Raw genomic sequence first — 18,639 nt, 5'->3', positions numbered from 1 at the left:
AATTTTGGTGTTATGGAAAAGGGTCTTAAGTGCCCTGTTGGGAATACCCATTGTAGTTCTTGCTGTATGGTATGGCGGGCTTTACCTGTTTTTTTTAACTGCCCTGATATTATTGCAGGGATTAAGAGAAATGTTGCACATGTTATTTCGGCTGGGGCTTAAACCTAAGCCGTTGCCGGCCTATATTGGGGGAGGAATAATATTATTTGAAGCCTATGCCTATGGAAGTACATATTCCTTGAATTCTCTTACTGCTCTCATTTTAATTTATTTATTAACCATGTTGTTTTCCAGGGAACAGAATAATTTAGCCGGTATTTCCGCAACTTTTTTCAGCACTTTGTATATTGGGCTAATTACTTATATATATTTATTACGAAACCTTCCGAATGGCTGGATTTGGTTAATATTTTTGCTGGCCTGTACGTGGGCCAATGATACAGCAGCATATTTGATGGGTAAAAAGTTCGGCCGAATCCCCTTGGCCCCGCGGATTAGTCCAAGAAAAACCCGGGAAGGGGCGGTATTTGGAATTATAAGCAGCCTCCTTACTGCCTACCTGTTTACGCTTATTTATCCTACATTGCCTTTATTTTCTGTTCTTGTTTTAGGGGTTATTGTGGCGGCTGCAGGGCAGATAGGGGACTTGGTAGAATCTTCCATTAAGCGGGAAGCAGGCATAAAGGACACTGGAAGATTGATTCCCGGGCACGGGGGAATTCTGGACAGGTTTGATAGCATGTTATTTGCAGCACCGCTAGTATACCATTATGTTGGCTTGTTTATAATAAGCTGAGGTGACGCGGGTGCACCGTTACGTTGAACATTTGTTGGTGGCATTTTTGGGAGCGCTCACTCTATTGGCTTTATATGCTGCTGCCAAATATGTGGTGCCGCAGGTTTTAATCTGGCTCAAATACATATTGATAGTATTAGTGCCGTTCGTAATAGCCTTTGTGGTAAGTATATTGCTTGAGCCATTGATTGTGACCGTTCAACAATATACAAAGCTTTCCAGGCCTCTGGCGGTAATTATTGCCATGTTGGTATCCCTTGGGGGGATTGGGCTTTTAATTACCATTATTATATTACATCTCGCAGCAGAGCTTACAGACCTTTCAATGGTCTTACCGGCTTACGTAAAATTAATTCAGGATTACCTGGAGGATATAATTGCCCGGGGACAGTTGTTTTATTTAACTCTACCGGAACAGGTAACAAGTCAACTGGAGCGGGTTTTTGATCTTGAGCAAGTAATGCTCAGTCTAGGAGTTACTTTACAAAACTGGGCCCGTTCACTGGCCGATTCCCTTTTAACCTTAATAGCGGGGTTACCCGGGGCAATAATAGTAATAATAATCAGTATTGTGGCTACTTATTTTATAAGTCGCGACCGGGCGGAAATGGCAAAGTTATGGGTAAGGATAATTCCAGCTCCGTGGGGAGAGCGTTTTTTAGATATTAGCCAGCAAGTTGTCCGGGCTTTTTTAGCCTATATAAAGGCACAGCTAATTCTTGTTCTTATTACCAGTGTAGTTAGTATAATAGGTTTAAGCATAATAGGATCAAATTATGCTATAACATTGGGATTGATAATCGGGTTTTTTGATTTAATACCGGTTTTAGGTCCTGGTACTGTTTATGTCCCGTGGGCAATATGGTCCTTTATAGTTGGTGCACCGGGCCTTGGATTTAAGCTTTTAGGCCTGTATGTAATTGTAATGGTGATACGGGGATTGCTGGAAGCCAAAGTTGTTGCCACCAACCTGGGCTTGCACCCTCTGGCTGTATTAGTAGCCATGTATGTGGGGCTGAGAGCCATAGGGGTATTGGGATTGGTATTAGGGCCTATTGTAGTTATAGCTATTCAGGCTGCCGTTAAGGCCAGTATTAACGCATATAAAATAGATTAATTTATTTTATATATTGACTGAAAACTTTTCTGCATTTCGGGGTGGGTTATGAAAGGTATTGCAATACTGGGTAGTACCGGATCCATAGGAAGACAGGCTCAGGAAGTGCTTTTAGAGTTCGGTACGAAATTTAAAGTATTGGGGATTGCAGCGGGGCGCAACAAAGAATTAATGCTGAAGCAGGTGAGAATTTTTCGTCCCCAAATAGTATCTCTGGCCAGGGAAGAGGATGCAGAGTGGCTAAAAAGAAATTTGGATCCGAGTTTGAATACCGAGGTTGTCTGGGGAATTGACGGCTTGGTTGCGGTTGCCACTTGGCCCGGAGTGGATGTTGTTCTAACGGCGGTTTCCGGCGCCGTAGGCTTGTTTCCCACTATAAAGGCCCTTGAAGCGGGAAAAGATATTGCCCTGGCCAACAAGGAAACTTTGGTGGCCGCAGGTTTTTTGGTTACACAATTGGCCCGGGAAAAGGGTAGCCGTCTTTTGCCGGTGGATAGTGAGCATTCAGCCCTTTGGCAGTGTCTCCATGGAGAAAATCCGGATGAGGTAGCCAAAATTATTCTCACCGCCTCAGGCGGTCCTTTTAGAACATATAAAAGGGAACAATTGGAAGGGGTAACCCCCGAGGAAGCCCTAAAGCATCCCAACTGGAATATGGGTGCCAAAATAACCGTTGATTCCGCAACTTTGATGAATAAGGGCTTGGAAGTTATTGAGGCCAAATGGCTTTTCGGCCTGGATTATAACCAAATACAAGTAGTAATTCACCCACAAAGTATCATACATTCAATGGTTGAATTTATTGACGGATCGGTTATAGCTCAAATGGGTGTTCCCGATATGCGCCTCCCTATTCAATATGCCTTGACGTATCCCCGGCGGTATAAGGGCTCCGCTCCCAAGCTTTCCTGGCCTATTGGTGACCTTACCTTTGAAGCTCCTGACTTTAATCGTTTTCCTTGCTTGCGATTAGCTTACGAGGCCGGTGGTATAGGGGGGACCATGCCGGCAGTTTTAAATGCCGCTAACGAGGTTGTGGTGGAAGAATTTCTTGCCGGGCGACTGGGATTTATGGATATTCCAAGGATTTTGGAAAAGGTAATGGAAAAACATAAAGTTATTCCCGAGCCATCCCTTGAGGACATTATGAGTGCGGATAAATGGGCCAGGGAAGTGGCAAAATCTTGCATTATATAACAAACTTCAGAGGTGGGGCCTTTATGAGTACTTTTTGGGCATCGGTATTAGTTTTTGGAATGTTAATTTTCTTCCATGAACTGGGTCATTTTGCCGTTGCAAAACTGGTGGGAATTCAAGTACACGAATTCAGCGTGGGTTTTGGTCCAAGATTGTTAGGGTTTAAAAAGGGTGAAACCAATTATAATTTGCGTCTCTTTCCACTGGGAGGATTTGTTCGCATGGCCGGTATGGATCCGGAGGATGAAGAAGTGGAGGAAGGTAAAGGATTTGGTGAAAGGCCTATCCTCCAGCGGATAAGTGTTATCTTTGCCGGCCCTTTAATGAATTTTATATTGGCCGCCATGCTCCTGGGAAGTGTTTTTGTAATTCAGGGTATACCTGTTTCCAGTACGGAGGTTGCCCGGGTCTTGCCTGGCAAACCTGCCGCTGAAGCAGGGTTTAAGCCTGGGGATCGGATATTGGCAATAAACGGTGAGCCCGTGGAGCAGTGGGTTGAGGTTGTGGAAATTATAAACGGTAATGCGGGTAAAAAGATTGAGGTAACCGTGGAAAGAAACGGGTTCCATTTAGTTCTTAATGTGGTACCCGAGAAACGTGATGACGGGCTGGGCTTGATAGGAATTGAGGGGCCTAAGCCAGAGTTTCGAAAGCTGAATCCTTTGTCAGCCCTTGCTTACGGGGTAAAGTATACGGCCCAGGTAACAATCTTAATTATTAATTTTATTGGTAAAATGATTTTCGGTGAGGCGCCTGCTGACTTGGGGGGCCCGGTGAGGGTAATATATGAAATTAACAGGGCGGCAGAACTCGGTTTTGTATATTTGTTACAACTGGCTGCTTTTTTAAGTATTAACCTGGGACTTTTTAATCTCTTTCCTATACCGGCTCTGGACGGCAGTAGAATTATGTTTTTAATTTTGGAGTGGATTAGAGGAAGGCCGGTTGACCCGGCAAAGGAGAACTTTATACATCTTGTGGGATTTGGTCTTCTTTTGATATTGATAATATTTATTACTTATAACGATGTATTACAATTATTTGCAGGTAACGATATGTTTCCATAATATCTCTAAATTTTTGGAGTTGTTGTGTTAATATGATTACTCGGAGATATACCAAAGCTATTAAAGTTGGCTCTATTCAAGTGGGCGGCGGTGCGCCTGTTTCAGTGCAGTCTATGACCAATACGGATACCCGGGATGCCGATGCCACAGTTAAACAAATAAAAGAGTTGGAAGCTCTGGGCTGCGAGATAGTCCGGGTAGCTGTCCCGGACCGGGCGGCGGCAAAGGCGCTCAGGTCAATTTTGCCGCGGATAAAGATTCCACTGATCGCGGACATCCACTTTGATTATCGGCTGGCTTTGGATGCCTTAAGCGCGGGGGTTCACGGGCTGCGCATAAACCCTGGTAATATTGGCGGTGAGGAAAGGGTTGCGGCAGTTGTTTCAGCGGCAGCCCCAAAAGGTGTGCCCATAAGAATCGGCGTAAACGCCGGCTCTCTGGAAAAGGATTTGTTAAAGTCTTACGGCGGGGTTACGGCGGAAGCTATGGTGGAAAGTGCCCTGCGTCAAATCCGCCTCATGGAAAAACTTAATTTTACCAATATAAAAATTTCCCTGAAAGCTTCTCAAGTTTCGTTAATGATACAAGCTTATCGTATTCTGGCCGATAAGATTAACTACCCGCTGCACGTAGGGGTAACCGAAGCAGGCACTTTGCGCTCGGGGACCGTAAAGTCGGCTGTAGGGATAGGTGTGCTGCTGGCCGAGGGGATAGGGGATACCATACGGGTTTCTCTGACAGGGCATCCCCGCCACGAGGTGATAGTTGGATATGACATTCTAAAAGTTCTTGGCCTTCGTAAAAGGGGAATAGAGCTCATTTCTTGTCCCACCTGCGGAAGAACGGAAATTGACCTCATTGCCATAGCCGAAGAAGTGGAAAACAGGCTTGCGGGAATAGACATGCCTTTAAAGGTAGCCGTAATGGGGTGTGTGGTTAACGGGCCGGGAGAAGCACGGCATGCAGATGTAGGTATTGCTGGTGGCAAGGGGGAGGGCCTTCTTTTCCGGGAGGGCCGGGTAATCCGCAAGGTTCCGGGGGATAAGCTCGCTGATGAGCTTGTGAAGGAAGTGTACACTATTTATAATGAGAGGAAATTCTCTGGATAGCTGGGGGTGTTAAAGTGCGGGTATCACAATTATTGATTCCTACTTTAAGAGAGGTACCGGCCGAGGCCGAAGTGATCAGCCACCAGCTGCTGGTCAGGGCTGGTTTTATCCGTAAAACGGCAGCCGGAATTTATACATATTTGCCGCTGGCCTGGCGGGTGATTGAGAAAATTGAAAGGATTGTCAGGGAAGAAATGAATCGCCAGGGCGGTCAGGAATTGCTCATGCCTATTGTCCAGCCAGCTGAACTCTGGCGGGAATCAAGCCGGTGGGATGTTTACGGCCCGGAACTCTTTAGACTGAAGGACCGACATGGACGGGATTTTTGCCTGGGCCCCACCCACGAAGAAATAGTTACAGCTCTGGTCAGGGGGGAGGTTAATTCGTATAAACAGTTGCCTCTTCTCTTGTATCAAATTCAAAATAAGTATCGGGATGAGCGCAGGCCACGTTTCGGCTTGATGCGGGGAAGAGAATTTATCATGAAGGATTTGTATTCTTTTGATAGGGATGAAAAAGGCTTAAACATTAGTTATGATAAAATGTACGAAGCCTATAGCAGGGTGTTTTCCCGCTGTGGCTTAGAGTACCGGGTGGTGGAAGCTGATTCGGGTGCCATTGGCGGAAGTGATACTCATGAGTTTATGGTATTGGCGGAATCCGGAGAGGCAACCATAGTATACTGTGAAAATAACAGCTGTAACTATGCTGCCAACATAGAAAGGGCCGATGCGGTATTCATAGATGAAGTTTCAAATGAGATACCGGAAGAACTAAGGGAAGTGCACACTCCGGATAAAACCACCATAGAAGACGTTACCACCTTCCTGGGCGAAAGCCGGAAGAAAGCAATAAAGACTCTTCTCTATAAGACAGAAAAAGAAGTTGTGGCTGCCCTGGTACGTGGTGACCGAGAAATTAATGAAGTTAAATTATATAATGCTCTGGGTTGTTTGCAATTGGAATTGGCGGATGCGGAAACTATCAGGCGGGTTACCGGTGCTGAAGTAGGATATTCCGGACCGGTGGGTCTAGATGTCCGCATCGTTGCCGATTTCGAAGTAAATAACATGGTAAATGCCGTTGCCGGTGCTAATAAGACCGGGTATCACCTGGTAAATGTTAATCCGGGCCGTGATTTTAAGCCTGATTTGGTGACTGATATCAGACTGGTCAGGGCAGGGGAGCCCTGTCCCCGTTGCGGGGCTGTTTTAAAGGAGGCCCGGGGTATTGAGGTCGGTCAAATTTTTAAGCTGGGGGATAAATATAGCAGGGCCCTGGGGGCTACCTATCTGGATGAAAACGGGCAGAAACAATATATTATAATGGGCTGTTACGGAATTGGAATTACCAGGACAATGGCAGCTGCGGTGGAGCAGAATCATGATGACCAGGGTATAATTTGGCCGGTTTCCATAGCACCTTATCACGTTATCGTCATTCCGGTTAATACCAAGGACCAAGCCCAGGTGGACATGGCCGAAAGGGTTTATGATAATTTGTTAAAAGCAGGTGTAGAAGTAGTTATTGATGACCGGCCGGAGCGGCCCGGTGTAAAGTTTAAGGATGCCGATCTTATAGGCTATCCTTTGAGAATAACTCTGGGTTCCAAGGCCGTGGAATCCGGTCAGGTGGAAATCAGGGAACGGCGTTCCGGGGTAACGATTATGGTGCCTGAGAAAGACGTTGTTTCTAAAGTGCGCCAGCTCTTGGAAAATGCAGAAGGACTGAATAAGAATATTATGAAATCTTAAGGATCAAAATATTATTGCCGGCGTGTATTTTGGTATCATTAACACTGGTTCTTGTCAGTATGTATCTTCTGTGATATACTTACGTTGGTTTAGGCATGATTTTTTTAATTTCTTTGTGTAACCAAAATGGTTATTTTAAGGAGTGGGTAACACCCACTCTTTCGTCTTATACCGTAGTTATAAGAACTTCATAAGGGAGGGCAATTTAAAAGTGGGTAAAAATATTGCTGCAATTGTCGAAGAATTAGTTGCACCCGTTGTCGAGGCAAATAATATGGAGTTAGTGGACGTCAACTATGTTAAAGAGGGTGGACGCTGGTTTTTGCGGCTTTTTATTGATAAAGCGGGTGGTGTCACTTTGGATGACTGTCAGCTGATATCCGAAGTAGTGGAGCCGTTAATTGATGAACATGATCCTATTAACAATCCATATATATTGGAGGTATCTTCTCCAGGACTGGATCGGCCTTTAAAAAAATTAGCGGATTTTGAAAGGTTTGCAGGGCGGCAAATTAGCCTCAATACCTTTGGCCCGGTTGACGGCCGGCGCCGTTTTAAAGGCGTTTTAAAAGGTGTTGAAGGGCAGAACATTAAATTGGAGGTAACAGGCCAGGATGTCCATATACCTTTTGAGCAAGTGGCTAAAGCAAAACTGGTTCCTGAATTTGATGATTCGGGGGGCTAAACATAGATGAATAATGAGTTTTTAGATGCTTTGCGGGACCTGGAAAGGGAGAAAGGAATTGATATGGAAACCCTTTTGGAGGCAATTGAAGCGGCGTTATTGTCTGCTTACAGAAAAAATTTCGGATCTTCGCAAAATGCTCGGGTGCATATAGACCGCGAGACCGGTGATTTTAAAGTTTATTCGCAGCGTACTGTTGTTGAAACAGTAGAGGATCCCCTTCTGGAGATTTCAAAGGAGGAGGCTCAAAAAATCGATCCCCGCTATGAAGTTGGGGATGTGGTGGAAAGCGAGGTCACTCCCAGTAATTTTGGGCGTATTGCTGCTCAAACCGCCAAGCAGGTGGTGGTACAGCGCATTAGAGAGGCTGAGCGCAATATTATCTATGAAGAATTTGCCAATCGAGAGGGCGATATTGTTACAGGAATCATACAAAGGGTTGAACAAAAAAATGTGCTAATAGAGCTGGGAAAGGCCGAGGCCATATTGGCCCCTGCTGAGCAGATACCTGGAGAAGAGTACGTGCAAGGAAGCAGAATAAAAACATATATTGTTGAAGTTAGAAAAACTACTAAGGGGCCGCAGATTTTTGTATCCCGTACTCACCCGGGATTATTGAAAAGACTATTTGAATTGGAAGTTCCGGAATTACAAGAGGGTGTTGTTGAACTTATGGCCATTGCCAGGGAAGCCGGGCAGCGGTCTAAGATAGCGGTATACTCTCGGGATGAAAATGTAGACCCTGTTGGGGCGTGCGTAGGGCCTAAAGGCATGCGAGTACAGGCCGTTGTCAACGAGCTGCGTGGAGAGAAGATTGATATTATCAAGTGGGATCCCGATCCTTCTAAATATATTGCCAGTTCCTTAAGTCCTGCCAAGGTGGTGGGTGTAGAAATTTGGGAGGAGGAGAAAATTGCCAGGGTGATTGTTCCCGATTATCAACTTTCTCTGGCCATAGGTAAAGAAGGACAGAATGCCCGGCTGGCAGCAAAATTAACTGGATGGAAAATCGATATAAAGAGTGAGAGCCAAATGGCAGAGCTATACCCCGAAGAATATGAGCAATTGTTCAAAGAAGAAGTTGAGGAATAGGGGGGGGGTATATGCCCAAAAGGAAAAAGATACCGCAGCGTATGTGTGTGGGATGCCAGCAGGTGCGCCCTAAGAAAGAAATGATTAGGGTTGTACGAACACCGGAGGAAAGCATAGAAATTGACCTTAAAGGAAAGCGTTCCGGAAGGGGGGCCTATATTTGCCCTTCTGAAGGATGCTTTGAAAAGGCCAAAAAAGGAAAACGCTTGGAGAAAGCTCTTAAAAGTTCTATTCCCGAGGGAGTTTACGAGGATTTACTAAAGCAGTTAGGGGAACGAAATGATTGAGCCCGTAAGACAGCTTTTGAACCTTTGTTTAAGAGCCCGCAGGCTGGTAAGCGGTGATGCCGCCGTTCGAAAGGCCATAAAGGATAACAAAGCATATTTGGTTCTCTTGGCGGAAGATTCCTCTGAAAGAACAAAGCGGCAATTTAGAAAATTGGCGCAGCAAAATAATATTCCTTTGTCTTTTTGCGGTACCAAATTTATTTTGGGTCAGGTGTTGCAAAAGCCGCCGCGGTCGGTGGTGGCGGTAACGGATAAATACTTTGCCCGGGGAATATTGCGGGCGTTGGAAAGGGGAGAAGGCCATATTATGAGTGGCTTAAAATTTCGGAGGTGATTAGGTTAAATGGCTAAAAAGCGCGTGCATGAGCTGGCCAAGGAGCTTAATATAGAGAGCAAGGAATTAATAAAAAGGGCGGCGGAAATAGGAATTAATATAAAGTCACATATGAGCACACTGGATCCAGCTGAAGTGGAGCGGATAACCGACTTAATCTCCAGTGGCCTGAATACAGATGTTGCCCAGCGGCACGGCGGGAAGGTTTCCGCCGGGGAAAAAAGGAATGAAGAGGCTTTAAAAGGGGATAAAAGAAAAGATCAGGGCCGAAGTGATAAAAGGGATAGCCGTGGTGACCGTGGTCCCGGTTTGGTTGATAAGGTTCCTTCCAGACCGCCGGACCGTAGATTTTCTGACAAACCTTCCCGTTCCAAAGGTACTGGCAGGTCCCCATATAAACAGCGGCGTATCGCTGCTAAGCAAGGAGACGATAAGGCAGGTCAGGACGGGAAGAAATTTGCAGGGCGCGAACCACAAGGTGGTAGACACGGGAGGCCCCGCAAAGGAAAGCCTATGGATAAAATAAAAGCCGCGGAGAAGGCAAAGCCGGACGTAACCCGGGCCCAGGAAAAAGTCAGGGCGCAAGAAAGGGCAAAACAGGTCGAAAAGCAGGCTTACAGGGAATCTGCCAAACAATATAAGAAAAAGTATGCCGACTGGAAAGAATATGACATAGGGAAAGTACTCTCCAGGCCCAACCGCAAGAAAGGTAAGGCCAAGGGAACCAAGGAAGAGAAACAAGTTGTCAGGGAGAAAAAGGTTATCATTATACCGGAATCCATTACCGTTAAAGAATTATCTGAAAAGATGGGCATTAGCGCTTCAGAAATAATCAAAAAGCTAATGTCTTTAGGGGTAATGGCTACAATAAACCAGGAAATTGATTCCGATACTGCTGTCATTGTTGGAGAAGAGTTTAATGTTGAGGTCAATATCAAGGTTGAGGAAGATGAGGAAGCCTTACTCTTGCAGGAACCTGAGGACGATGAGGCAGCCTTGGTACCCAGGCCTTGTGTGGTAACGGTGATGGGACACGTTGACCATGGTAAAACTTCGCTTCTCGATGCCATTCGGGAAACCAGGGTTACTGCCAGTGAGGCCGGAGGAATTACCCAGCATATAGGTGCTTACCAGGTCGAACGCAATGGTCAAAAAATAACTTTCTTGGATACACCGGGGCACGAGGCCTTTACTGCTATGCGCGCCCGGGGAGCACAAGTTACCGATATCGCCATTTTGGTTGTGGCGGCAGATGACGGAGTTATGCCACAAACTGTGGAGGCAATTAATCACGCCAAAGCAGCTAACGTTCCCATTATTGTTGCCATTAACAAGATAGATAAACCTAATGCCGACCCGGAGCGGGTAAAGAGCGAACTTGCTGAACATGGGCTGGTCCCCGAGGAATGGGGAGGCGAAACCATTTGTGTTCCCGTTTCTGCCATTAAGCGTAAAGGACTTGATGAGTTGCTGGAAATGATTTTGTTGGTGGCGGAAATGCAGGAACTTAAGGCCAACCCCAATCGCTTGGCGCGAGGGACTGTTATCGAAGCCGAGTTGGATAAGGGACGGGGCCCCGTGGCTACGGTTCTGGTGCAAAACGGAACATTGAAGGTTGGGGATGCGGTGGTTGCCGGCACTGCATACGGTAAAGTCAGGGCAATGATGGACCATACCGGTAGACGGGTCAAAGAGGCGGGACCTTCGGTTCCGGTTCAAGTTCTTGGATTTTCTGAAGTGCCCGAGGCCGGCGAACTGTTTCTGGCCATGGAAGATGAGAAAAAGGCCCGCCAGATTAGTGAAAAACGCCAGGCCCGTAAGCGGGAGGAAGAATTAAAGGCATCCACCCCCAAAGTGTCACTGGACGATCTTTTTGATCAAATTCAAGAGGGTGGAGTAAAAGAGCTTTCCATAATCATTAAAGCTGATGTTCAAGGGGCAGTGGAGGCTTTGAAGTCGGCTTTGGAAAAACTATCCACTGAGGAAGTTAAGGTGAATATTATTCACGGGGGCGTTGGGGCAATCACTGAAACTGATATTATGCTCGCTTCCGCATCCAATGCTATCGTAATTGGCTTCAATGTTAGACCTGATGCTAATGCCAGGAAAGCAGCTGAGACTGAAAAGGTCGATGTCAGGTTGTACAGGGTTATTTATGAGGCCATTGATGATATTAAAGCAGCCATGAGCGGCTTGTTGGAGCCCGAATACAAGGAAGTTGTTTTGGGCCGTGCCGAAGTACGTAAGACTTTCAAAGTATCCAAAGTCGGAACCATTGCTGGCTGTTATGTAACTGATGGAAAGATTGTCCGGGATGCCGGTGTTCGCCTAATTCGTGACGGTGTGGTCGTTTATGAAGGTAAGTTAGATTCTTTGAAGCGATTTAAGGACGATGCCAAGGAAGTTGTTCAAAACTATGAATGTGGGTTGACCCTGGAAAAGTTTAATGATATTCAAGAGGGAGATATTATAGAGGCCTTTACCACGGAAGAAGTAAAACGGGAATTGGCGTAAGGGGTAATTTGAATTCCATATTGTTTAGGGGGTGTTCTGGATGGCACACCGGCCGGAACGTTTAGCTGAAGCAATCAAACAAGAAATTTCAGACATAGTGAGAGATGAATTGAAAGACCCCCGTATTGGATTTGTGACTATTACCAGGGTAGAAGTGTCTACGGATTTACGACATGCCAAGATATATGTTAGCGTGTTTGGCGAAAAGAAGGAACAAGAAGATTCCATTGCAACCTTACAGCGAGCAAAAGGTTTTATACGCTCGGAATTAGGAAGACGGATCAGGTTGCGATATATCCCTGAAATAAATTTTATACTGGATAAATCCATTGACCGAGGTTCTAAGGTCCTGGAATTGTTAAGCAAGGTTAAAGATAAAGGTGAAATAGGGGATGGTTAGTCTTAATTCAATTATGGATTTTATTAAATCCCGGCAAAGTTTTATTTTGTGCGGTCACATAATGCCCGACGGAGATTCCCTGGGTTCGGTATTGGCACTGGGTAAGGTGTTAAAAGAAATGGGGAAAGATGTAACGATGGTGAGTTTTGACCCAGTGCCTGATAATTTTTCCTTTTTGCCTGGAATAGAGCATCTGATTATTGGTGATAAAGAATTAGATAAAAATTACGATGTTTTTGTGGTATTGGACTGTTCAGTACCTGATCGTCTCGGTCCATATGGTAGAGTATTAGATTGGGACCTGACGGTCATTAATATTGACCATCATCCGGGTAATAGCATTCCAGCCGATTATAATTATGTAGACCCCAGGGCAGCCGCCACCGGAGAAATTCTTTTTGATATGTTGGTACAATCAAATACGAATATATCACCGGACGTGGCTACATGCCTGTATACAGCTATAATTACTGATACGGGTTCTTTTAAATATGAAAATACTACACCGGCCACCCACCGCAGGGTAGCCGATTTAATAGAATGTGGAATACAGCCCGGTAAATTAAATGCAATGATATATGATGAAAAGCCCTTACCTTCTTTGCTTTTGCTTCGGGCGACTCTGCAAACCCTTAAGCTCAGTGATTGCGGAAGGGTAGCCTGGATTACGGTTTTAAGGCGCACCCTTGAAGAGGTGAGTGCCCGTGACGAGCATACGGAAAGCCTTATCAATTATCCCCGTTCCATAAAAGGTGTTAAGATTGCAATTTTGTTTCGTGAATTAAAATCCGGTGTTTTTAAAGTAGGTTTTCGCTCTAAGGGAGATGTGAACGTAAATGAGCTTGCCGCCAAATTCGGTGGCGGTGGGCATGCAAAGGCATCAGGTTGCATTTTAAAAGGAAAAATTGAAAACGTTACCAGGGAAGTGGTGGCTGCAGCGGTGGATGCGGTCCGGGAGAGGGATAGAAGTTGATTATGGATGGTATAATAAACGTTTTAAAGCCTCCGGGTTTGACATCCCATGACGTCGTGAATTTTATCAGAAAATTAACCGGACAAAGAAAAGTGGGACATACCGGAACACTGGACCCAGGAGCAGCCGGTGTACTGCCCATATGCTTGGGAAAAGCTACCAAGATTATACAATTTATGGACCACAATAAAGAATATCGAGCAGAAATTACCTTTGGCAGGGCAACTTCTACCCAGGACGGTTTTGGTGAAATTATTAGAACCGCAGATTGTTCCTTATTAACCCTAGAGGATATAAATAAAGGTTTACAGGAATTTATCGGTGAAATTGAGCAAATTCCTCCTATGACTTCCGCCGTTAAATATAAAGGGAAAAAACTTTATGAATTGGCCCGGGCGGGAATAGAGGTTGAGCGTAAAAAGCGTAAGGTCCGGGTATACGACATCCGTATTGTTGATGCCTTTGATCTGGGTACTTCTACCCCTAGGGTTATTATTGATATAAAATGTTCTGCCGGTACATATATTAGAACTATTTGTTCCGATTTGGGTGAAAGCCTGGGTTACTGCGCTTATATGTCTTTTCTTTTACGTACCCGTGCCGGTTCCTTTAAAGTTTCCGGTGCTCTTACTTTGGAAGAATTACAAGAATTAAAGGAAGACGGAAAATTTGAAGATGCCATAATTTCTATTAGTGATGCTTTGGATAATCTTCCACAGGTGAGAATTGAGGGTACTGCCGTAAAAGCGGTTCGGTGTGGGAACAGAATTTCATTGTCTGTGGAAGAAAGTATGCTGCCGGAATTGCACGAAAACCAGTTGGTAAGGATACAAGGCCCGGCGGGGATTTTAGCCATAGGGAAGACGTTAAAAAAAACTGAGCAGGGAAAAAAAAGATACATATTTCAGCCTGTCAGGGTGTTGATGTGATAATTAGTTGGGGGTCTTGGCCAGGTGAAAGTATATCAAAGCTTGGAAGATGTCAGAGACAAGTATCAGAATGTGGTAGTAGCACTGGGTAACTTTGATGGAGTGCACCTCGGTCACCAGCACCTAATAAGGAACATGGTTTTTAAAGCAAAGGAAATAGGGGGTACGTCTTTCGTTTTTACCTTTTACCCCCATCCTAGGGCAGTATTACACCCTCAAAGTGCACCACCCATGCTATTAACTCAAGAAACTAAGGAAAAAATGATTTCAGCTTTAGGCGCAGATGTTATGATTAGGGCTAACTTTACCCGACAATTTTCGCAAATGTCGCCGGAGGAATTTGTTAGCCGGATTTTAATAAATGCGCTGCAAGTACGCTGGGTTTTTATTGGATATAACTATTCTTTTGGCTATAAAGGACAGGGAACACCCGACTTGCTTAAAGAACTGGGGAAGAAATATGGTTTTAATGTACATATAACAGCTCCGGTGACGGTGGACGGAGATGTGGTTAGCAGTACGCTTATCCGTCACCTGCTTCGCGAGGGCGACATATCTAGGGCCCGCAAGTTTTTAGGTTATTGCCCGTACGTGGAAGGTGATGTGGTCCTAGGAGAAAGGCGAGGAAGGATGCTGGGCTTTCCTACGGCAAATTTAGAAATCGACTCTCGGATTATGGTCCCCGCCAACGGTGTTTATTCCGTCAAAGTTCAAGTCGATGATGATAATTTTCTGGGAGTTGCCAATATAGGAGTTAAACCAACCTTTCACGGGGGAAATAACAGGAGAAATATAGAAGTACACCTTTTAGACTTTTATGGTAATCTATACGGTAAAAGAATTAAAGTTTTCTTCAATAGGCGGTTGAGGGAAGAAAAAAGGTTTTCTTCAGTATCCGAGCTTATTCGGCAAATTAAGCAAGATATTTTACATGCCAGGGCAGAGCATGTGGACTAAAGAATAAAACAATTTTAGCTTTAATATAATTTTTAAAGAAGTTTACTTCCACTGCCAATTATGCTACAATTAACGCGGTAAACGTCTCGAATTTGAGGGAAGGAGACGTTTGATTAATGGGTGTTCCTAAATTTGACTTATCCGAAGAGGAAATTAAAAAGTGGTTAAATCAAATAGCACTGATTTGTTTAAGTGAGGATTTTCAAAAATTAAAAAATGAGTTGGAAAACCTTTATTTACAGTGTAATATGGAGGAAAATGTTAGCTTAATTGCCTTCCAAGATGCCTTATATGCCTTTTTGGCTGAGCAGGAAGATGAGCTGATATGTAAATCTAAGGCCTATTAGTGGTGACACTAATATGCGTATCATTATTACAGAGCATGCCCGTAAGCGATTACGGGACTTAAGGCAGGAAGGGATTATTACTGAGGATATTGTTGAAGCAGCCAGTGGCATACCAGGTCGTATTCCTACTGCAACCCGCTTTCGTGGCTTTTTTGCTAAATCGGGCCGCATGTTTGACATTGTCGCCAAAGATATTCCAGGCGGGCGCCTGGTAATAACTATAATAGGAAAGTAATTATCCTCTTTAAAGGATACGAACTATTAGCTAGGTGATTCGTTTTTTTCCAACGATTAACTTGGCTAATAGGGATTGTAATGAAAAAGGAGGTGAGCATCGTGGCTTTAACGGCAGAAAAAAAACGGTCACTTATTGAGGAATATAAGACCCATGAAAATGATACCGGTTCTCCGGAGGTACAGATTGCCATCCTAACTGAACGAATTAATAATCTTACCGAGCATTTAAAAGTCCATAAAAAAGATCATCATTCCAGGCGCGGGTTATTAAAAATGGTAGGAAAACGCCGGGCATTACTCAATTATCTCAGAGCCCGGGATTTTGAGCGTTATCGTACTTTAATCGAAAGACTTGGCTTGCGCAAATAGAATGAAGCGGGGTATAGACCCGCTTCTTGGTATATACTGGGTTAGTTTAGTTAGTGATGTATGTTAATAAATTAGGATTGTAATACTATTAAATGGTGTATTATTATTTTTGGTTTATATAGGAGAAATAGGTAAAATATTTAAACGTTATTACTCTGAAATTATTCAAAATTAAATGTTTTAGCAGGTTGGTGATAACCTATTATGCAACAGCGAAAAATATTAAAAAAAGAAATAGATTTAGCCGGGAGGCCATTCAGCTTAGAAACTGGACGCGTGGCAAGACAGGCTAATGGTGCAGTATTGGTTCGTTATGGTGATACTGTTGTTCTTGTTACTGCTACCATGTCTAAAAATCCAAGGGAAGGTATTGATTTTTTGCCTTTAATTGTGGACTATGAAGAACGACTTTATTCAGTAGGTAAGATCCCAGGTGGATTTATAAAGCGGGAAGGTAGGCCAAGTGAAAAGGCGACTTTATCAGCTCGTTTGATAGACAGGCCTATACGTCCTTTGTTCCCCAAAAATTTAAGAAATGATGTTCATGTTATTGCAACCATTATGTCTGTAGATCAGGATAATGCTCCCGAAGTTTCGGCTTTGTTGGGTGCTTCCGGTGCCTTGACTATTTCCGATATTCCCTTTTATGGCCCCATTGCTGGAGTGATTGTGGGAAGGGTGGATGGTCAATTTGTTATCAATCCCACCCTGGAACAGCATGAAAAAAGCGACATGCACCTGATAGTAGCCGGTACGGAAGAGGCTATTATGATGGTTGAGGCAGGTGCGGAGGAAGTACCTGAAGAGGTAATGTTGGAGGGCATTTTATTTGGTCACGAAAAAGTTAAAGAACTTGTTCGTTTTATAAAGAGTTTCCGTGAAGAAGCGTTAGAAATGGGACTAGCCTTTCCTAAAAAGGAAGTGCCCGAGGAAAAATTGGAAGAGGGCCTGGAAGAGGCCGTTACCGGAAGGGCTGTCGAAAAATTAAAGGCTGCCATCCGGGAGTGTATTGTAAAACAATACGGCAAGAAAGCCCGAGAAGAGTTTTTAGAGTCCATAAGAGAGGAAATAGTTGAATCCTTTGCGGAGGAATATCCGGAGTGCGAAGATCAAGTACGAAAAATTATCGAAGACGTGGAAAAGAAAATTATTCGGAGATCTATTCTGGTTGACCGTGTTCGTATAGATGGGCGTGCCCTTAACGAGATACGTCCTATTAGTGTTGAAGTTGGGCTACTTCCACGAACCCACGGTTCCGGATTGTTTACCAGGGGAGAGACGCAAGTTTTATCAAGCGTAACCTTGGGAGCCATTTCCGAGGAACAGATTCTTGACGGCCTGGGGATAGAAGAAACAAAGCGTTTTATGCATCACTATAATTTCCCACCGTATAGTGTTGGTGAAACACGTCCTATACGTGCCCCGGGACGCCGGGAAATAGGGCACGGAGCATTAGCTGAAAGGGCTTTGGAGCCGGTTATCCCTTCTGAGGATGAATTTCCATATACTATACGAATTGTATCGGAGGTTTTAGAAAGTAACGGTTCTACTTCTATGGGAAGCGTTTGCGGTAGTAGTCTCGGCCTAATGGATGCCGGTGTGCCCATCAAGGCAGCCGTTGCAGGAGTGGCCATGGGCTTGATCAAGGAAGGCGATGATTTTGCCGTTTTAACTGATATTCAGGGTATGGAAGATCACTTGGGGGACATGGATTTTAAAGTTGCCGGAACTAAAAAAGGTGTAACGGCTCTGCAAATGGATATTAAAATTGCCGGTATCAACCGGGAGGTGCTCAGTGAAGTTCTATCACAGGCACATCAAGCCCGGATGCAAATTTTAGATAAAATGGCGGAAGTGATCTCGGAACCAAGGCCTGATTTGTCACCGTATGCACCCAGGATTATTCAAACCCAAATTGACCCTGATAAGATAAGGGATGTTATTGGTCCCGGCGGTAAAACCATTAAGAAGATAATTGAAGAAACCGGTGTTGAAATTGACATCGAAGATGATGGCCGTATATTCATTGCAGCCGTAGATCCTAAAGCTGGACAATATGCCAAGAGCCTTATTGAAAGAATTGCTCAAGACGTGAAAACGGGTGAAATATATAATGGAAAAGTAACGAGGATAACGGATTTTGGGTGTTTCGTGGAAGTTATACCTGGAGTTTTGGGATTGCCTGGAAAAGAAGGACTTGTACACATTTCTCAGCTGTCACACGAGCGTGTAAACAGGGTTGAGGATGTTGTTAGGGAAGGCGATGAAATACTGGTTAAGGCAATCGGTTATGATAACCAGGGCAGATTAAAATTATCCAAGAAAGATGCCATGCCTGAACCCCCAAAAGGTATAAAGAACGAAAGAAAAAACAAGAAGCTACAGGGCCAAAGGAACCGGCGTAAGCAGCATAAAAGCTATTAAATAAATCCCTACTTAGTAGGGGTTTTTTTAATTTTATTATAATCCCGCATA

The 18,639-nt window shown here is 44.4% G+C and carries 19 protein-coding genes; all 19 read left to right on the top strand.

What is annotated here, in order from left to right; genetic code table 11:
- The first annotated feature begins 7 nt into the window (after positions 1-7).
- The 19 genes from ACX4JR_RS11270 (at position 8) to ACX4JR_RS11180 (ending at position 18,588) form a co-directional block, all read left to right on the top strand.
- The gene (locus ACX4JR_RS11270) at positions 8-796 is read left to right on the top strand and encodes a phosphatidate cytidylyltransferase (protein ID WP_476058150.1); all 789 of its coding nucleotides are present in this window, start codon (positions 8-10) and stop codon (positions 794-796) included.
- 10 nt (positions 797-806) lie between these two features.
- A complete protein-coding gene (ytvI, locus tag ACX4JR_RS11265) occupies positions 807-1,913 on the top strand; it encodes a sporulation integral membrane protein YtvI (protein ID WP_476058149.1) in 1,107 nt (368 codons plus the stop codon).
- Positions 1,914-1,961: 48 nt separating this feature from the next.
- Positions 1,962-3,110 carry a 1-deoxy-D-xylulose-5-phosphate reductoisomerase gene (locus ACX4JR_RS11260; protein WP_476058148.1) on the top strand — a complete coding sequence of 383 codons (1,149 nt, stop codon included), beginning with the start codon at positions 1,962-1,964 and terminating at the stop codon, positions 3,108-3,110.
- A gap of 23 nt (positions 3,111-3,133) precedes the next feature.
- Complete coding sequence (rseP, locus tag ACX4JR_RS11255) at positions 3,134-4,177, top strand: RIP metalloprotease RseP (RefSeq protein WP_476058147.1); 1,044 nt, start codon at positions 3,134-3,136, stop codon at positions 4,175-4,177.
- Between the two features lie 32 nt (positions 4,178-4,209).
- Positions 4,210-5,286: a flavodoxin-dependent (E)-4-hydroxy-3-methylbut-2-enyl-diphosphate synthase gene (gene ispG, locus ACX4JR_RS11250; RefSeq protein WP_476058146.1), complete on the top strand. Its 1,077-nt coding sequence runs from the start codon at positions 4,210-4,212 to the stop codon at positions 5,284-5,286.
- Between the two features lie 14 nt (positions 5,287-5,300).
- Positions 5,301-7,040, top strand: coding sequence for a proline--tRNA ligase (locus tag ACX4JR_RS11245; protein WP_476058145.1), 1,740 nt, complete (start codon positions 5,301-5,303; stop codon positions 7,038-7,040).
- A gap of 211 nt (positions 7,041-7,251) precedes the next feature.
- The gene (gene rimP / locus ACX4JR_RS11240) at positions 7,252-7,725 is read left to right on the top strand and encodes a ribosome maturation factor RimP (RefSeq protein WP_476058144.1); all 474 of its coding nucleotides are present in this window, start codon (positions 7,252-7,254) and stop codon (positions 7,723-7,725) included.
- Between the two features lie 6 nt (positions 7,726-7,731).
- Positions 7,732-8,817 (top strand): transcription termination factor NusA, encoded by a 1,086-nt coding sequence (gene nusA, locus ACX4JR_RS11235; protein WP_476058143.1) that lies wholly within the window; start codon positions 7,732-7,734, stop codon positions 8,815-8,817.
- Between the two features lie 11 nt (positions 8,818-8,828).
- Positions 8,829-9,104, top strand: coding sequence for an RNase P modulator RnpM (gene rnpM, locus ACX4JR_RS11230; RefSeq protein ID WP_476058142.1), 276 nt, complete (start codon positions 8,829-8,831; stop codon positions 9,102-9,104).
- Positions 9,097-9,438, top strand: a complete 342-nt coding sequence (locus ACX4JR_RS11225) for a L7Ae/L30e/S12e/Gadd45 family ribosomal protein (protein WP_476058141.1) — start codon at positions 9,097-9,099, stop codon at positions 9,436-9,438. Before rnpM ends, ACX4JR_RS11225 begins: the two co-directional genes overlap by 8 nt.
- A gap of 9 nt (positions 9,439-9,447) precedes the next feature.
- Positions 9,448-11,952, top strand: coding sequence for a translation initiation factor IF-2 (infB, locus tag ACX4JR_RS11220; RefSeq protein WP_476058140.1), 2,505 nt, complete (start codon positions 9,448-9,450; stop codon positions 11,950-11,952).
- Positions 11,953-11,992: 40 nt separating this feature from the next.
- The gene (gene rbfA, locus ACX4JR_RS11215; protein WP_476058139.1) at positions 11,993-12,352 is read left to right on the top strand and encodes a 30S ribosome-binding factor RbfA; all 360 of its coding nucleotides are present in this window, start codon (positions 11,993-11,995) and stop codon (positions 12,350-12,352) included.
- Positions 12,345-13,325: a DHH family phosphoesterase gene (locus ACX4JR_RS11210; RefSeq protein ID WP_476058138.1), complete on the top strand. Its 981-nt coding sequence runs from the start codon at positions 12,345-12,347 to the stop codon at positions 13,323-13,325. Before rbfA ends, ACX4JR_RS11210 begins: the two co-directional genes overlap by 8 nt.
- A gap of 2 nt (positions 13,326-13,327) precedes the next feature.
- Positions 13,328-14,254 carry a tRNA pseudouridine(55) synthase TruB gene (gene truB, locus ACX4JR_RS11205; protein WP_476060543.1) on the top strand — a complete coding sequence of 309 codons (927 nt, stop codon included), beginning with the start codon at positions 13,328-13,330 and terminating at the stop codon, positions 14,252-14,254.
- Positions 14,255-14,278: 24 nt separating this feature from the next.
- Entirely contained in the window at positions 14,279-15,211 is a 933-nt protein-coding gene (locus ACX4JR_RS11200) for a bifunctional riboflavin kinase/FAD synthetase (protein ID WP_476058137.1), read from the top strand.
- A gap of 116 nt (positions 15,212-15,327) precedes the next feature.
- Positions 15,328-15,558 carry a hypothetical protein gene (locus ACX4JR_RS11195; protein WP_476058136.1) on the top strand — a complete coding sequence of 77 codons (231 nt, stop codon included), beginning with the start codon at positions 15,328-15,330 and terminating at the stop codon, positions 15,556-15,558.
- Between the two features lie 13 nt (positions 15,559-15,571).
- Positions 15,572-15,793 (top strand): hypothetical protein, encoded by a 222-nt coding sequence (locus ACX4JR_RS11190; protein ID WP_476058135.1) that lies wholly within the window; start codon positions 15,572-15,574, stop codon positions 15,791-15,793.
- A gap of 101 nt (positions 15,794-15,894) precedes the next feature.
- On the top strand, positions 15,895-16,164 hold the full coding sequence (gene rpsO, locus ACX4JR_RS11185) for a 30S ribosomal protein S15 (RefSeq protein WP_476058134.1): 270 nt from the start codon (positions 15,895-15,897) through the stop codon (positions 16,162-16,164).
- A 204-nt stretch (positions 16,165-16,368) separates the two neighbouring features.
- Entirely contained in the window at positions 16,369-18,588 is a 2,220-nt protein-coding gene (locus ACX4JR_RS11180) for a polyribonucleotide nucleotidyltransferase (protein WP_476058133.1), read from the top strand.
- The last annotated feature ends 51 nt before the right edge of the window (positions 18,589-18,639 follow it).

This window comes from Desulfofundulus sp. JL263-se, from assembly GCF_056316025.1.
The sequence above is the reverse complement of the archived record's forward strand: the minus strand, read 5'-3'. Positions and strand labels throughout refer to the sequence as shown.

Excerpts from the sequence above, each read along its gene's own strand:
- ACX4JR_RS11260 (WP_476058148.1), top strand. The coding sequence starts at position 1,962 with ATGAAAGGTATTGCAATACTGGGTAGTACCGGATCCATAGGAAGACAG.
- rseP (WP_476058147.1), top strand. The coding sequence starts at position 3,134 with ATGAGTACTTTTTGGGCATCGGTATTAGTTTTTGGAATGTTAATTTTC.
- ispG (WP_476058146.1), top strand. The coding sequence starts at position 4,210 with ATGATTACTCGGAGATATACCAAAGCTATTAAAGTTGGCTCTATTCAA.
- nusA (WP_476058143.1), top strand. The coding sequence starts at position 7,732 with ATGAATAATGAGTTTTTAGATGCTTTGCGGGACCTGGAAAGGGAGAAA.
- rnpM (WP_476058142.1), top strand. The coding sequence starts at position 8,829 with ATGCCCAAAAGGAAAAAGATACCGCAGCGTATGTGTGTGGGATGCCAG.
- ACX4JR_RS11225 (WP_476058141.1), top strand. The coding sequence starts at position 9,097 with ATGATTGAGCCCGTAAGACAGCTTTTGAACCTTTGTTTAAGAGCCCGC.
- infB (WP_476058140.1), top strand. The coding sequence starts at position 9,448 with ATGGCTAAAAAGCGCGTGCATGAGCTGGCCAAGGAGCTTAATATAGAG.
- rbfA (WP_476058139.1), top strand. The coding sequence starts at position 11,993 with ATGGCACACCGGCCGGAACGTTTAGCTGAAGCAATCAAACAAGAAATT.
- ACX4JR_RS11210 (WP_476058138.1), top strand. The coding sequence starts at position 12,345 with ATGGTTAGTCTTAATTCAATTATGGATTTTATTAAATCCCGGCAAAGT.
- truB (WP_476060543.1), top strand. The coding sequence starts at position 13,328 with ATGGATGGTATAATAAACGTTTTAAAGCCTCCGGGTTTGACATCCCAT.
- ACX4JR_RS11195 (WP_476058136.1), top strand. The coding sequence starts at position 15,328 with ATGGGTGTTCCTAAATTTGACTTATCCGAAGAGGAAATTAAAAAGTGG.
- ACX4JR_RS11190 (WP_476058135.1), top strand. The coding sequence starts at position 15,572 with ATGCGTATCATTATTACAGAGCATGCCCGTAAGCGATTACGGGACTTA.
- ACX4JR_RS11180 (WP_476058133.1), top strand. The coding sequence starts at position 16,369 with ATGCAACAGCGAAAAATATTAAAAAAAGAAATAGATTTAGCCGGGAGG.